This is a genomic window from Rhizobium sp. 21-4511-3d (assembly GCF_053522545.1).
In genome coordinates this window covers 34,507-49,227 of the sequence record NZ_JBNWCF010000025.1, presented here as the reverse complement: position 1 = coordinate 49,227, position 14,721 = coordinate 34,507, and the positions used below count along the sequence as shown (strand labels likewise).

12 protein-coding genes are annotated in these 14,721 nt (G+C 62.3%); 6 read left to right on the top strand and 6 right to left on the bottom strand.

What is annotated here, in order from left to right; genetic code table 11:
* Positions 1-289 precede the first annotated feature (289 nt).
* Positions 290-1,633, top strand: a complete 1,344-nt coding sequence (locus ACQZ5H_RS31815; protein ID WP_449100113.1) for an MFS transporter — start codon at positions 290-292, stop codon at positions 1,631-1,633.
* 82 nt (positions 1,634-1,715) lie between these two features.
* Here the strand turns inward: ACQZ5H_RS31815 and ACQZ5H_RS31810 are convergent, their stop codons facing one another.
* The 5 genes from ACQZ5H_RS31810 to ACQZ5H_RS31790 all read right to left on the bottom strand — a co-directional run bounded on the left by ACQZ5H_RS31810 (position 1,716) and on the right by ACQZ5H_RS31790 (position 7,093).
* The gene (locus ACQZ5H_RS31810) at positions 1,716-2,717 is read right to left on the bottom strand and encodes an ABC transporter ATP-binding protein (RefSeq protein ID WP_449100112.1); all 1,002 of its coding nucleotides are present in this window, start codon (positions 2,715-2,717) and stop codon (positions 1,716-1,718) included.
* Between the two features lie 11 nt (positions 2,718-2,728).
* Entirely contained in the window at positions 2,729-3,793 is a 1,065-nt protein-coding gene (locus ACQZ5H_RS31805; RefSeq protein WP_112715562.1) for a Gfo/Idh/MocA family protein, read from the bottom strand.
* On the bottom strand, positions 3,790-4,632 hold the full coding sequence (locus tag ACQZ5H_RS31800) for a carbohydrate ABC transporter permease (protein WP_130277960.1): 843 nt from the start codon (positions 4,630-4,632) through the stop codon (positions 3,790-3,792). The genes ACQZ5H_RS31805 and ACQZ5H_RS31800 overlap by 4 nt, the downstream gene beginning before the upstream one ends.
* A 10-nt stretch (positions 4,633-4,642) precedes the next feature.
* A complete protein-coding gene (locus ACQZ5H_RS31795; protein WP_112715566.1) occupies positions 4,643-5,587 on the bottom strand; it encodes a carbohydrate ABC transporter permease in 945 nt (314 codons plus the stop codon).
* 246 nt (positions 5,588-5,833) lie between these two features.
* Positions 5,834-7,093 (bottom strand): ABC transporter substrate-binding protein, encoded by a 1,260-nt coding sequence (locus tag ACQZ5H_RS31790; protein WP_449100111.1) that lies wholly within the window; start codon positions 7,091-7,093, stop codon positions 5,834-5,836.
* A 532-nt stretch (positions 7,094-7,625) separates the two neighbouring features.
* Between ACQZ5H_RS31790 and ACQZ5H_RS31785 the strand changes: the two genes are divergently transcribed.
* The 5 genes from ACQZ5H_RS31785 to ACQZ5H_RS31765 are packed head-to-tail and all read left to right on the top strand — an operon-like array spanning position 7,626 to position 10,834.
* Positions 7,626-8,510, top strand: coding sequence for a BadF/BadG/BcrA/BcrD ATPase family protein (locus tag ACQZ5H_RS31785; protein ID WP_449100110.1), 885 nt, complete (start codon positions 7,626-7,628; stop codon positions 8,508-8,510).
* Positions 8,507-9,271, top strand: coding sequence for a GntR family transcriptional regulator (locus ACQZ5H_RS31780; RefSeq protein WP_449100109.1), 765 nt, complete (start codon positions 8,507-8,509; stop codon positions 9,269-9,271). Before ACQZ5H_RS31785 ends, ACQZ5H_RS31780 begins: the two co-directional genes overlap by 4 nt.
* A gap of 60 nt (positions 9,272-9,331) precedes the next feature.
* Positions 9,332-9,598, top strand: coding sequence for a type II toxin-antitoxin system ParD family antitoxin (locus ACQZ5H_RS31775; protein WP_449100108.1), 267 nt, complete (start codon positions 9,332-9,334; stop codon positions 9,596-9,598).
* Entirely contained in the window at positions 9,599-9,913 is a 315-nt protein-coding gene (locus tag ACQZ5H_RS31770) for a type II toxin-antitoxin system RelE/ParE family toxin (protein WP_449100107.1), read from the top strand. It abuts the gene before it with no gap.
* A gap of 48 nt (positions 9,914-9,961) precedes the next feature.
* Positions 9,962-10,834, top strand: coding sequence for a hypothetical protein (locus tag ACQZ5H_RS31765; protein ID WP_449100106.1), 873 nt, complete (start codon positions 9,962-9,964; stop codon positions 10,832-10,834).
* 92 nt (positions 10,835-10,926) lie between these two features.
* On the opposite strand, the gene metH is transcribed toward ACQZ5H_RS31765, so the two are convergent.
* Positions 10,927-14,700, bottom strand: coding sequence for a methionine synthase (metH, locus tag ACQZ5H_RS31760; RefSeq protein WP_449100105.1), 3,774 nt, complete (start codon positions 14,698-14,700; stop codon positions 10,927-10,929).
* Positions 14,701-14,721: the final 21 nt, after the last annotated feature.

The window sequence follows — 14,721 nt, the reverse complement described above, 5'->3', positions numbered from 1 at the left end:
GTCCCAGAGGGGCCTCGGTCTCTCGCTCGCCACCGCGATAGGCATTACAGCCTCGATAGCGGATAAAGGGAAGTTACAAGGGTAAATCGACGCTGCGGCACGCTACCCTTCTCCCCCCCGGGAGAAGGTGCCCGAAGGTTTCAGGTGCAACTCGTTGCACCGGAGATGAGGGCGCCACGCGCCGCAGCAATCGCGGCCAAGGCCGATAAACACCCCCACTGCCCTTGAAATACCCGCCCCGATGGCGCAAGGACCGACATATTACCGGTCCATAAAGAAGCGCAGCATCATGTCCCCCACCACGGCATCGCCGGCGGCTCCGCGCCGCCTCACCTCCCAGGATTTCCGCACTCTCGGTCTTTCGGCCCTGGGCGGCGCGCTGGAATTCTACGATTTCATCATCTTCGTCTTCTTCGCGACCGTTATCGGCGGCCTGTTCTTTCCGCCCGACATGCCCGACTGGCTGAAGCTGATCCAGACCTTCGGCATCTTCGCCGCCGGCTATCTGGTGCGCCCGATCGGCGGCATCGTGCTGGCCCATTTCGGCGACAAGTTCGGCCGCAAGCGGGTCTTCGCCTTCTCGATCCTGCTGATGGCGCTCTCGACGCTCGGCATGGCCGCGATGCCGACCTATGCCTCGATCGGCATTGCCGCCCCGGTTCTGCTGATCCTGATGCGCATCCTGCAGGGTGCGGCGATCGGCGGCGAGGTGCCGGGCGCCTGGACATTCGTTGCCGAACACGTCCCCTTCCGCCGCGTCGGTTTCGCCTGCGGCTTCCTCTGCTCGGGTCTGACGCTCGGCATCCTGCTCGGTTCGTTCATCGCGACGATCATCAATTCGGTCTTCACGCCCGAGGATGTCGCCGCTTATGCCTGGCGGATCCCCTTCTTCCTCGGCGGCATCTTCGGCCTCATCGCCGTCTATCTGCGCCGCTGGCTGCAGGAAACGCCGATCTTCGCCGAGATGAAGGAAAGCCGGTCACTGGCCCATGAACTGCCGCTGAAGGCGGTGCTGCGCGATTACCCGCGCGGCGTGATCATCTCGATGCTGCTCACCTGGATCCTGTCGGCCGGCATCGTCGTCACCACGCTGATGACCGCGACGTTCCTGCAGAAGCTCTACGGCTACACCGCCCAGCAGTCGCTCGCCGCCACCAGCTTCGGCACGCTGTTCCTGATCTTCGGCACGGCAGCCGCCGGCGCCATCATCGACCGCACCGGCTCGGGCAAATTCTTCGTCTTCTCCAGCATCTTCTTCGCCGCCGCGACCTTCGCCTTCTACACCTATGCGGCCGTCTCGCTGACGGTACTCTTCGTGCTCTATGCGATCATGGGCCTTGCGGTCGGCATGGTCGGCGGCGTGCCCTATGTGATGGTCCGCGCCTTCCCGGCCCGTGTCCGCTTCACGGGCCTCTCCTTCTCCTACAACGTCTCCTACGCCATCTTCGGCGGCCTCACCCCGCTCGCCGTCGCCTCGCTTCTGCCCGTCAACCCGATGGCGCACGCCTACTACCTGCTGTTCATCGCAGCGCTGGCCTTCGTGCTTGGTCTCTACCTGATGGCGAAGGGCGACAGCGTCGAGGCGGAAGTCGGGATCGAGGAACTGACCGACCGGCTGGCGCAGAAGGCTTGATACGAGAAAGGGCGGCGTTGCGTTGGCAACGCCGCCCTTTATTTATGAGTGCTGCGGGCCCGCTGGCTCCTACACTCGATCCCTACCTGATCGCCTGATCATTCCCATCGAACCGGTGCATATGCGCCTTGTCAGGCGTCGCGAACACCACCTCATCCGGCTCATACTGATGTTCACCGAAGAGGCGCGCCGTCAGCAGGCCGCACTGGTCGGATTCCAGATAGACGATGGTGTCGGCGCCGAGATGTTCGACATGGACGATCTTCGCCTTCCAGGTGCCGCTGTCGCGTGACAGCGTCAGGTGTTCCGGCCGGATACCCACGGTCTTCGCCTGGCCGTCGCCGAGCTTGTCGGCGGCGATGAAGTTCATCATCGGCGAGCCGATGAAGCCGGCGACGAAAGTGTTGGCCGGGCGGTTGTAGAGCTCCATCGGCGAACCGACCTGCTCGATCGCCCCGGCATTGAGCACGACGATCTTGTCGGCAAGCGTCATCGCCTCGACCTGGTCGTGGGTGACGTAGATCATCGTCGCCTTCAGCTGGCGGTGCAGCTTGGCGATCTCGAGACGGGTCTGGACGCGCAAGGCAGCATCGAGGTTCGACAGCGGCTCGTCGAACAGGAAGAGCTCCGGCTCGCGCACGATGGCACGGCCGATCGCGACGCGCTGGCGCTGGCCGCCCGAAAGCTCGGCCGGACGGCGGGCGAGATAGGGCGCGAGCGACAGCATGTTCGAAGCGCCGGTAACGCGCTTCTCGATCTCGTCCTTCGGCGTACCGGCCTGCTTCAGGCCGAGGCCCATATTGTCCTTCACCGTCAGGTGCGGATAGAGCGCGTAGGACTGGAAGACCATGGCGATGCCGCGCTTCGCGGGCGGCGTCAGTGTCTCGTCGCGGCCGTTGATCATCACCGTGCCCGAGGTCACATCCTCGAGACCGGCGATGCTGCGCAGCAGGGTGGACTTGCCGCAGCCGGAGGGGCCGACAAAGATGACGAATTCGCCGTCATTGACCTCAAGGTCGATGCCCTTCAGCACCTCATGAGTGCCGTAGGTCTTGCGGATGGATTTGAGTTGAAGCGATCCCAAAGTCGAATTCCTTACAGCTTGACGGGCTTGCCGGTGCGCGCGCTCTCGTCGGCGGCCAGGCAGATGCGCAGCGACGCCACGGCGTCGCCCATGTGGCGGGTGAGGTCCATATCCTCGCGGATAGCCTTCAGCATGAAGGCCTGCTCGCGGTCGCAGAGCTCCTGATGGCCGGGCTCGCCCGCCATCGTCATATCCTGATCCGGCTTGATGAACTTGCCATCGGGACCGGTCTCGGCGCTATGCAGGCGGATGACCGAGGTCTTGGTATGCGTGTCGATATCGTCGGACTTGGCGTTCGGATCCATGACGATCGACACCGCCCCGTTCGGTGACATCACATCCTTCACGAAAAAGGCGGTCTCCGAGATCATCGGTCCCCAGCCGGCCTCGTACCAGCCGCAGGAACCGTCTTCGAAGATCACCTGCAGGTGGCCGTAATTGTACATGTCAGGCGCGATCTCGTTGGAGAGCCGCAGGCCCATGCCGCGCACCTCCACCGGCTTCGCATCGGTGATCTGGCACATGACGTCGACATAGTGAACGCCGCAATCGACGATCGGCGGCGTCGTCTGCATCAGCGACTTGTGCGTTTCCCAGGTCGGGCCGCTGGACTGCTGATTGAGGTTCATGCGGAACACATAGGGGCCGCCGAGCTTGCGCGCTTCCTCGATCAGCTTGATCCACGAGGGGTGATGGCGAAGGATGTAGCCGATGACGAGCTTGCGCCCGGCCTTCTTCGCAGCCGCCACGACCCGCTCGGCATCGGCAACGGTCGTTGCCAGCGGCTTCTCGACGAAGACGTCGCAGCCAGCCTCGAAGGCGGCAACGGCATAATCGGCATGGCTGTCCGAATAGGTGCAGACGGCGCAGAGATCGGGTTTCAGCTCGGCAAGAGCGGCATAGAAATCCGGATGGATCTTGTAGCCTGCGAGAGCCGGATCGAGCTTCGGCGCCGAGCGGTTGACGAGACCGACGATCTCGTAGCCCGGGTTGTTGTGATAGGCGAGCGCGTGGCTACGGCCCATATTGCCGAGACCGGCGACGAGGACGCGGACGGGCTTCTGAGAACTGCTCATTTCACTGCTCCAGAGGTGATGCCGCGGATCAGCTGCCGCGAGAAGATGACGTAGAGAACGAGGATCGGCAGGATCGCCAGCGACAGCGCCGCCAGAACCGCGTTCCAGTTGGTCACGAACTGACCGATGAAGATCTGGCTGCCGAGCGTAACGGTCTTCGTCGCTTCGGCCGGCGCCAGGATCAGCGGGAACCAGAGATCGTTCCAGATCGGGATCATCGTGAAGACGGCAACCGTCGCCATGGCAGGCCGCACCAGCGGCAGCACCAGGCGGAAGAAGATCGCATATTCGGAGAGGCCATCGATGCGCCCGGCATTCTTCAGGTCATCGGAGACCGTGCGCATGAATTCCGAGAGAATGAAGATCGCCAGCGGTATCCCCTGCGCCGTGTAGACGAGGATCAGCGCCGTCAGCGTATTGACGAGACCGGCAGCCACCATGCCCTGCAGGATCGCCACCGTGCCGAGGCGGATCGGGATCATGATGCCGATCGCCATGTAGAGACCGACGAGCGTATTGCCCTTGAAACGATATTCAGAGAGCGCAAAGGCGGCCATGGCGCCGAACAGCAGCACCAGGAAAATCGACACGATGGTGACGACGAAGCTGTTCTGGAAATAGAGCGCGAAGTCCCCCTGCCCCAGAACCGTCTGATAGCCGACAAGGCTGAAGGTCGACGGCGTCGGCACCTGCAGTGGCGAGCGGAAGATCGCGTTGCGATCCTTGAACGAGTTGATGATCGTCAGGAACACCGGGAAGATCGCGATCAGCGTGTAGCCGATGAGCGCCAGATGCACGAGGCCGGTGCGGATGGGAGAAGTGCGGGCTTTGTTGGACATGTCGCGCTCCTCAGAACTGGTACCGGCGCATGCGGCGCTGGATGGCGAAGAGATAGAAGGAAACGCCGGCAAGGATGATGACGAACATGACGGTGGCAATCGTCGCGCCCATCGACCGGTCGCCGAGCTGCAGCTGGAAGCCGAAGAAGGTGCGGTAGAGCAGCGTGCCCAGGATGTCGGTCGACATATCAGGGCCGGCAAGCGCGCCCTGCACAGTGTAGACAAGGTCGAAGGCGTTGAAATTGCCGACGAAGGTGAGGATCGAGATGATGCCGATCGCCGGCAGGATCAGCGGCAGCTTGATCTTCCAGAACTGCGCCCAGCCGGTAATGCCGTCGCATTCGGCAGCCTCGATCACCTCTTCCGGGATCGAAAGCAGCGCCGCATAGATCAGCATCATCGGGATGCCGATATACTGCCAGTTGGAAATCAGCGAGACGGCGATCAGCGCCGGACCGGACTGGCCGAGCCAGGGCGCAAACAGCCCCTTCATGCCGACAAGGCCCATCAGCCAGGGCGCAACACCCCAGATCGGCGACAGGATCAGCTTCCAGATGAAGCCGACGATGACGAAGGAGAGCAGCGTCGGCAGGAACATGGCGGTGCGGTAGAAGGCAACGAAACGCAGCCGCGGCGTCGACAGGAGTGCTGCCAGCGCAATGCCGATCGGGTTCTGCACGCACATGTGAATGACGAAGAAAATCAGGTTGTTGACCAGCGCGTTCCAGAAGTCGTGCGCCCAGCGCGCGTCTCCGAACAGCACCTTGTAGTTGGCGAGCCCGACAAAGGTCGATTGGCCATCGACCAGATTGTAGAACGAAAGCCTGAGCGTTTCGATCAGCGGCAGGATCATGATCGCCGAATAGACGACGAATGCCGGAAAGAGAAAGACGCCAATATGCCAGCGAACGGGGCGCTTGATCGGAGTGATGTCAGGGTTTGCGGCTTCGCTCATTGGCCCTCGCCTTATTGCTATTGGCTGACGTCGAAGCGCAGCGCAGATGAATCTCGGGGACGGTCAGGTGCCCTCTATAACGTCATGCCGTGGGCATGACGAAAGACCCCTTCTGGCCTGCCGGCCATCTTCCCCACAAGGGGGAAGACAACTCGCGGCATGCTTCCCTCCCTGCCGTTTGCCGCAGGCACGCTGCGGCAAAAGCCCCTCCCCCTTGTGGGGAGGGGTTGGGGAGGGGTTTTCGCGTTACTTGCCCGGCTTGTACCAGCTGTCGAGGCCCTTCTGGAGCTTCTCGCCGGCAACGGCCGGGGTGTCGGTGCCGTTGATGACGTTGGCCGATTCAACCCAGGTCTCGTTTTCGAGGTTCGGGGTGCCGCGCGACAGGATCTGGTAGGTCGAGCGGACGGTCGACTTGTACGGGCCCCGCCAGGAAACGAATTCCTGAGCCAGCGGATCGCTCATCTTGACCGGGTTGGAGTTCAGGCTGAAGAAGCCCGGCAGCGAGTTCGCGTAGATGTCGGCGAATTCGCTGGAAGCGACCCACGACAGGAACTTCTTGGCTTCTTCGGCATGCGCGCTCTTGGCGTTCAGGCCGACGCCGATATCCGGATGGTCGGAGATGTAGCCCTGGTCGCCAGCCTTCGGAACCGGCGGCGGGAATGCGCCCATCTTGAACTGAGCCTGGCTGTTGAACAGCGCGATTTCCCACGAACCGGCCGGGTAGATCGCTGCACGGCCGAGCGTGAAGAGGTTCTGGCTGTCCGAGTAGGTCTGGGCTTCGAAACCGTCACCGAGGTAAGGCTTCCACTTGGCAAGCTCTTCGTAAGGCTTGACCCAGTCGGCATCCGTCAGCTTCTGCTTGCCGGAGATCAGAGCGGCGCGGCCGTCCTCACCCTTCCAGTAGTTCGGACCGATGTTCTGGTAGCCCATGGTTGCGGCTTCCCAGAGATCCTTCGTGCCCATAGCGAGCGGGATGAACGTGCCGTCAGCCTTGATCTTGTCGAGAGCGGCGAAGAACTCGTCTTCCGTCTTCGGAACAGCGATGCCGAGCTTGTCGAAGGCATCCTTGTTATAGATGAAGCCGTGGATGACGGAGGCCATCGGCACGCAGAAGGTGGACTTGCCGTCGTCGGTCGACCAGGCAGCCTTGGCAACCGGCGTGAAGTTTTCCATGCCCGGGAGGCTCGTCAGATCGGCCAGCTGCTTCTTGTTGAAGAGCTCGAGCGAAGCGTCGAACGGACGGCAGGTGATGATGTCGCCTGCAGAACCCGCATCGAGCTTGGCGTTGAGCGAAGCGTTGTACTCGGTCGGGGCGGTCGGAGCGAAGACGATCTTGATGCCCGGGTTCTTGGCTTCGAAAGCCGGGATGATCTTTTCCTGCCAGATCTGCAGGTCGTCGTTACGCCAGCTTTCGACCGTCAGCGTCACATCGGCGCCATAGGCGAAACCGGCGGATGTCAGCAGGCTCGAAGCCAGCAGCAGGCTTTTCAGAGCAGTGTTTTTCATTTCCCTCTCCTGTTTTAAGCGCCATCCGGCGCCTCTTTGGTTCTGAAACAAGCGATCGGCGTGTCTGAGGAAACACCCAACGCCCCCTTTCGAGGATCGCCAGGGCTGGCGGTCCCTTAAGCTCGAACCGGCGAAAAAGGCGCAAGGCCTCCGGCCGGACTGCACCCTCCCAATACGCAAAGCGGGGCGCGGTATTCTCGTGGGGAAGAGCTGATGACTGCGGGGCGGCGGATTGCCCGATAGGCGATCCCAAGCCTGATACAATCGTCTTCAGGAGCGTCCCGGCCGCTGATTTTCGTGCCGGTGTAAATTTGCCCCTGTTTGCTGTTCCCTTTTTCAGAATTAAGTCCAAAAAAATACCAATTGTCCAGCCGAATTTAACTTTTGGCGGTCCGAATTTTCATAAAAAATTTTTATTATTTAAAATCAACACGATAGAAATATGAAATTTTCGAGCCAATTTTGCTTGGTAAATGGTATTTTTTTGGTATGGTAATAAAAAACGACGGGAACAGCGTTATCCGGGGGTCCGATGACGGAACTGGCAATCGGCATTGATGGCGGCGGATCGAGCTGCCGCGCCGCGGTCGCGGACCGGACCGGCAAGATTCTGGGCCGCGGTACCGCCGGCCCCGCCAATATCCTGTCCAATCTCGAAGGGTCGCTCGAGAACATCATTCTCTCCGCGAAAGAGGCGCTGCGCGACGCCGCACTGGCGCCTGAAACCGTTTCCAGCGTCTCCGCCGTCGTCGGCGTCGCAGGCGCCAATGTCGGCGACTACGGCAACCGCATCGAGAAAGCCCTTCCCTTCGCCGACGGCAAGGTCGTCACCGATGCGCTGATCGCGCTGCAGGGCGCGCTCGGCGATTCCGACGGCGTGATCGGCGCCTTTGGAACCGGCTCCGTCTATAACGCGCGCCGCAACGGCAAGGTCAGCGGCATCGGCGGCTGGGGCTTCATCGTCGGCGACCAGGCAAGCGGCGCGCGCCTCGGCCGCGACCTGCTGGAACGCTCGCTGCTCGCATATGACAAGGTGCGCAAAGGCTCCGCCCTCACGGCCAAGGTCATGGCCGAGTTCGCAAACGATCCCGAAAAGCTCGTCGAATTCGCCCATGTCGCGAAACCCAAGGATTTTGCGCGCTATGCGCCCGCCGTCTTCGAACATGCCGGTAATGGCGACGACGTGGCCGCCGGCATCGTCCGCGATGCCGCGGCTGCGATCGGCGAAAACCTCGACGCACTGATCTGGCCCGGATGCCCGGCGATCTGCCTGCTCGGCGGCCTCGCCAATGCCTATCGCCCCTGGCTTGCCGAGCGCCATCTGGCATTGCTCGCCGAACCGAAGGGTGACGTGCTGCAGGGCGCCGTCGAGCTGGCCGTCAAGCGCCTGAACGTCGAGACGCGGGGTGCGGCATGACCGAAGATCTCTCCACCATCCTCTCGCCCGAACGCGTCCAGGCCGGCGGCACCGGCCCGCTCTACGTCAAGCTCCGCCGCACACTGGAAGAAGCCGTACGCAAGGGCACGCTCGGCCATGGCGACGCCCTGCCCCCCGAGCGCGACATCGCCGAATTCGCCGCCGTCAGCCGCGTCACCGTCCGAAAGGCGATCGACGATCTCGTCGCCGATGGCCTGCTGGTGCGCCGTCACGGCTCCGGCACCTTCGTCGCCAAACCGGTCTCCAAGGTCGAGCAGCGCCTGTCGCAGCTGACATCCTTCACCGAAGACATGGCCCGGCGCGGCATGACCTCGCGCTCCGAATGGCTGCACAAGGGCATCCACACACCCTCGCCCGACGAAATGATGATCCTCGGGCTAGGCACCGAGATCAAGGTTTCGCGCCTCTCGCGCCTGCGCATCGCCGACGACCAGCCGCTCGCCATCGAAAACGCCAGCGTCTCCGGCGAATTCCTGCCCGACCCGTCCGTCGTCACCACCTCGCTCTATGCCGAGCTAGAACGCCGCCAGGTCCGCCCGACCCGCGCCGTCCAGCGCATCTCCGCCACCAACATGAAGGAAGCCGACGCCCACCTCCTCGGCGTCCCCGTCGGCGCCGCCGGCCTGTCGATCGAGCGTATCTCCTACCTCGCCTCCGGCCGCGCTGTCGAATTCACCCGCTCCCTCTACCGCGGCGACGCCTATGATTTCGTCGCGGAACTGACGATCGGCGCGAGCTAGACTGTTATTCAATGTTATCTATTGCTATCATCCATCGCCGACCAAGCGATGGAGAAAGCAATGGCAAGCATCGCACTCAGCGAACACTACGAGCGCTTCATCAAGAAGCAGCTTGAATCCGGCCGCTACAACAACGCCAGCGAGGTCGTTCGCGCCGGCCTGCGCCTGCTGGAAGACTATGAAGATGGCCGGGAGCAGTGGCTTCGTGACGAAGTCGCGGCCCGCTTCGACGAGATCAAAGGCGACATCGAGCCCGGCGTATCGCTCGACACCGCCTTGAGCAACATCGAGCAGAGACACAAGGCCAGATTGGCGAAAGAGAAGTAGGTGGCCGAATATAAGGTCGTCCTTCACCGGGAAGCCGAGCGCGAACTCGGCGAACTCTACGACTATATCGCCGATCAGGCGGGCGCTGCCACCGCCTGGAATTTCATCTCCGGCATCCGTGATTTCTGCATCGAGCTGACGACATTTCCGGAACGCGGCAGCCGGCAAGACCATATCCGCAAGGGCCTCCGCGTAGTCGGCTACAAACGCCGCGTCAGCATCGCATTTACAGTCGCCGAGGGAACGGTCGTAATCCTTGGCATTTTCTATGGCGGCAGGCAGATAGGATCACGCAGTCTCAGATCCCGCAAATAGCGCCGATCGCATTGAAGAGCCGCTCGCCTGAGGCTATTGCTTGAGGTCATGACGACAGCACCCAGAATTTCCGTCCTCGACGCCGTTTCCGATCCGGGCAATCCGGCAAAGGCAAATGAAGACCGCCTCGGTCATAACGACGCCTGCGCCTTCGTCATCGACGGCGCGACCGGTCTCGGGGATCGGCAATATGTCGATCCTGATGGCAGCGACGCCGCCTGGATTGCCGCGCGTTTCGCAGACGGGTTTCAACGCAGCATCACCCGCGACACCGCAATTCCGGATATCGCCCGCGCGGTATCAGAGGAAGCCCTCAAGAGCTTCACCGGCAGCCATCCCGACGTCCCCCGCTACGCCTGGCCGCTCTCGGCCTTTGCGATGGTGCACGCGACGCACGACGCCTTCACCTTCTACGGTCTTGGCGACTCCTGCGTCTTCCTGCTTCAGGAAGACGGTTCGGCAAGCCTCCACACCGCGATACCCGGCGCCTATGCAAGGGAGCAGGAACATGCGCGCAACCACATCGCCCGCACCGGCGGCATCAACAATGGCGGCGGCGCCCTCGCCGACCCCGAGACGCTCGCCGCACTTCGCCGCCATCGCGAGAGCCAGAACACGCCCGGCGGCATCTGGACGCTCGGCCTCGTTCCCGAGGCAGCCGACCACCTCGTCCATGAGCCGCTACCGGTCAAAACCCGGGCGCACGCCATCATCTGCAGCGACGGCCTGGCCGACCTCGTCGTCCTCTATGCGCTTTACGATGCGGCAAGCCTTGTCCGCACGGCGCTCGACAGAGGACTGCGCCCGATGATCGAAGAACTTCGCCGCCTGGAACGCGAAGTCGATCCCGACGGCCTGCGCTATCCCCGCTTCAAGCAAAGCGACGACACGACGGCGATCTTGGTGGAGCTCACGACGTAGAGAGAAATTACCATTATTTCAAAAAGATAAGGGCGGAAAGTGAATCACTTTCCGCCCTTCTTGATTCAATCTCTGAAGATTGCAGCCCGAAATCAGGCTGCGTCTTCGATCTCGTCGCTCGCCTTGGCCGGCACATAGTTGAGCACCGGTCCGAGCCAGCGCTCGACTTCGGTGACCTCCATGCCCTTGCGGGCGGCATAATCTTCCACCTGGTCCCGCTCCACCTTGGCGACGCCGAAATAGTAGGAGTCGGGATGGCCGATATAGAGACCCGAGACGGAAGACCCGGGCCACATCGCATAGCTCTCGGTGAGCTTCACGCCGGCGGTGTTTTCCGCGTCGAGAAGCTCGAACAGCGTCTTCTTCTCGGTATGGTCGGGCTGCGCCGGATAGCCGGGTGCCGGGCGGATACCGGCATATTGCTCGGTGATCAGCTCGTCGTTCGAGAGCGTCTCGTCCTTGGCATAGCCCCAATATTCGCGGCGCACCTGCTCGTGCATGCGCTCGGCAAAGGCTTCAGCGAAGCGGTCGGCCAGCGCCTTGACGAGGATCGACGAGTAATCGTCGTTCGCCCGCTCGAAGCGCTCGGCGATCGCCACTTCCTCGATACCGGCGGTGACGACGAAGCCGCCGACATAGTCCTCGAGGCCGGTCGCCTCAGGCGCGACGAAATCCGAGAGAGCCACATTCGGGCGTCCGTCGCGCTTCGACAGCTGCTGGCGCAGCGTGAAGAAGGTCGCGAGTTCTTCCTTGCGGGCATTATCCTTGAAGAGGCGAATATCGTCGCCGACGGCGTTCGCCGGCCAGAAGCCGATCACGCCGCGCGGGCGGAACCACTTCTCGTCGATGATCTTCTTCAGCATCGCCTGTGCATCGTTCCAGAGCGCGCGCGCCGCCTCGCCCTGCTTCTCGTCTTCAAGAATGGCCGGATAGCGGCCGCGCAGTTCCCAGGTCTGGAAGAACGGCGTCCAGTCGATATAGCGGGCGATATCGGCGAGATCGTAGTCCTCGAAAACCTTGGTTCCCAGGAAGCTCGGCCTGGTCGGCTTGTAGGCAGACCAATCGACCTGATGGGCATTTTCGCGGGCACGCGAGAGCGGCAGGCGCACCTTCTCGGCCTCGCTGCGCGCATGCGCGGCAGCAACCTTGGCATATTCGGCGCGTATATCGGCGACGTACCCATCCTTGTTCTCGGGCGACAGCAGCGACGAGACCACACCCACGGCGCGGCTGGCGTCGGTCACGTAGATCGCCTGGCCCTTGCTGTAACCCGGATGGATCTTCACCGCCGTGTGCACGCGGCTGGTCGTCGCGCCGCCGATCAGGAGCGGGATATCGAAGCCCTGACGCTCCATCTCGGCCGCCACATGCACCATCTCGTCGAGCGACGGCGTGATCAGGCCGGAAAGACCGATGACATCGACCTTCTCGGCAACAGCCGTCTCAAGGATCTTGGTGGCGGGCACCATGACGCCGAGATCGATGATCTCGTAATTGTTGCAGGCGAGAACGACGCCGACGATGTTCTTGCCGATATCGTGCACGTCGCCCTTGACGGTCGCCATCAGGATCTTGCCGGCAGATTTCTGCTCGCTGCCGCCGTTCAGCCGCTTCTCTTCTTCCATATAGGGAAGCAGAACGGCGACGGCCTGCTTCATGACGCGGGCGGACTTTACCACCTGCGGCAGGAACATCTTGCCCGAGCCAAAGAGATCGCCGACGACATTCATCCCGGCCATCAGCGGACCCTCGATGACATGCAGCGGACGCGCCGCCTTTTGGCGTGCTTCTTCGGTATCGGCCTCGATATATTCGGTATTGCCGTTGACCAGCGCATGCTCGAGGCGCTTCTCGACCGGCCATTCGCGCCAGGAGAGATCCTGAACCTTGGCTTCCTTGCCGCCGGCGCCGCGGAAACGCTCCGCGACCTCCAGCAGCCGCTCGGTGCTATCGGCGCGGCGGTTCAGCACCACGTCTTCGCAGGCTTCGCGCAGCTCCGCATCGATCTGGTCGTAGACGGCCAGCTGGCCGGCATTGACGATGCCCATATCCATCCCCGCCTGGATGGCGTGGTAGAGGAACACGGCATGCATCGCCTCGCGCACCGGCTCATTGCCGCGGAACGAGAAGGAGAGATTCGAGACGCCGCCGGAGATATGGACGAGCGGCATCTCCTTGCGGATCGTCCGTGTCGCCTCGATGAAATCGACGCCGTAATTGTTGTGCTCTTCGATACCTGTCGCGACAGCGAAGATGTTCGGATCGAAGATGATGTCCTCAGGCGAAAGGCCGGCTTCCTCCGTCAGCAGCTTGTAGGCGCGGCGGCAGATTTCCACCTTGCGGTCGTAGCTGTCGGCCTGACCGGTTTCGTCGAACGCCATGACGACGACGGCCGCACCATAGCGATGCAGGAGCTTCGCCTGCGCCAGGAAATTCTCCTCGCCTTCCTTCAGCGAGATCGAATTGACGATCGGCTTGCCCTGAACGCATTTCAGGCCGGATTCGATGATCTGGAACTTCGACGAGTCGATCATGACGGGCACGCGGGCGATATCCGGCTCCGCGGCGATCAGGTTCAGGAACTCGACCATCGCCTTTTCGGAATCGATCAGGCCCTCGTCCATGTTGATGTCGATGACCTGCGCGCCGTTCTCGACCTGGTCGCGCGCAACATCCAGCGCCGTCGTGTAGTCGGCATTGGTGATGAGCTTGCGGAACTTGGCCGAACCGGTGACGTTGGTGCGCTCGCCAACATTGACGAACGGAATGTCCTTGGTCAGCTCGAAGGGCTCGAGGCCCGACAGCGACATGAACGGACGATGTTCAGGGATCGGGCGCGGCTTGTACTTGGCAACCGTCTCGGCGATGACGCGGATATGCTCCGGCGTCGAGCCGCAGCAGCCGCCGACGATGTTGACGAGACCTTCGCGGGCAAAGCCCTCGATCTGCGCCGCCATCAGTTCAGGCGTTTCGTCATACTGGCCGAATTCGTTCGGCAGGCCGGCATTCGGATAGGCGCAGATGAAGGTATCGGCAACGCCCGAAAGCTCCTGCAGATGCGGACGCATGGCGTTGGCGCCGAGCGCGCAGTTGAGGCCGATGGTGAACGGATTGGCGTGGCGTACCGAGTTCCAGAAAGCCGACGGCGTCTGGCCGGAGAGCGTGCGGCCCGAGAGGTCGGTGATCGTACCGGAGATCATCACCGGCAGGCGAATGCCCTTGGCCTCGAAGCGCTCCTCGCAGGCGAAGATCGCCGCCTTGGCGTTCAGCGTATCGAAGATCGTCTCGATCAGGATGATATCGGCGCCGCCATCGATCAGGCCGTCGATCTGCTCGCCGTAAGCGATGCGCAGGTCGTCGAAGGAGACGGCGCGGTAGCCTGGATTGTTGACGTCGGGCGAGATCGAAGCCGTACGGTTGGTCGGGCCGATGGCGCCGGCAACGAAACGGCGGCGGCCATCCTCGCGCTCGGCGCGAAGTGCCGCGCGACGCACGATCTCGGCGCCTTCCTTGTTCAGCGCATAAACCTCGCCTTCCATCTCGTAATCGGCCTGCGCGATGCGGGTCGAGGAGAAGGTGTTGGTTTCGAGAATATCGGCACCTGCCTTGGCATATTTATAATGGATCTCTTCCAGCGCGGCGGGCTGGCTGAGGATCAGAAGGTCGTTATTGCCCTTCTGATGGCAGGCGCAGCCGATGAACCGGTCGCCGCGAAACTGGTCCTCATCATAGCCGAGCCCCTGGATCTGCGTGCCCATGGCGCCGTCGAGAACGAGGATGCGCTCGCTAGCGGCTTTCTTAAGCGCTGCGAACACTTCACTGCCGTCGCGTTTTGCCCCATCGGGACCGAAAAGATTGTCGAACACGGGCGGACTCCTTGCGTCGTT

Coding starts and splice junctions, on each gene's coding strand:
- ACQZ5H_RS31815 (WP_449100113.1), top strand. CDS start 290: ATGTCCCCCACCACGGCATCGCCGGCGGCTCCGCGCCGCCTCACCTCC.
- ACQZ5H_RS31800 (WP_130277960.1), bottom strand. CDS start 4,632: ATGTCCAACAAAGCCCGCACTTCTCCCATCCGCACCGGCCTCGTGCAT.
- ACQZ5H_RS31775 (WP_449100108.1), top strand. CDS start 9,332: ATGGCAAGCATCGCACTCAGCGAACACTACGAGCGCTTCATCAAGAAG.
- ACQZ5H_RS31780 (WP_449100109.1), top strand. CDS start 8,507: ATGACCGAAGATCTCTCCACCATCCTCTCGCCCGAACGCGTCCAGGCC.
- ACQZ5H_RS31785 (WP_449100110.1), top strand. CDS start 7,626: ATGACGGAACTGGCAATCGGCATTGATGGCGGCGGATCGAGCTGCCGC.
- ACQZ5H_RS31765 (WP_449100106.1), top strand. CDS start 9,962: ATGACGACAGCACCCAGAATTTCCGTCCTCGACGCCGTTTCCGATCCG.
- ACQZ5H_RS31805 (WP_112715562.1), bottom strand. CDS start 3,793: ATGAGCAGTTCTCAGAAGCCCGTCCGCGTCCTCGTCGCCGGTCTCGGC.
- ACQZ5H_RS31795 (WP_112715566.1), bottom strand. CDS start 5,587: ATGAGCGAAGCCGCAAACCCTGACATCACTCCGATCAAGCGCCCCGTT.
- ACQZ5H_RS31790 (WP_449100111.1), bottom strand. CDS start 7,093: ATGAAAAACACTGCTCTGAAAAGCCTGCTGCTGGCTTCGAGCCTGCTG.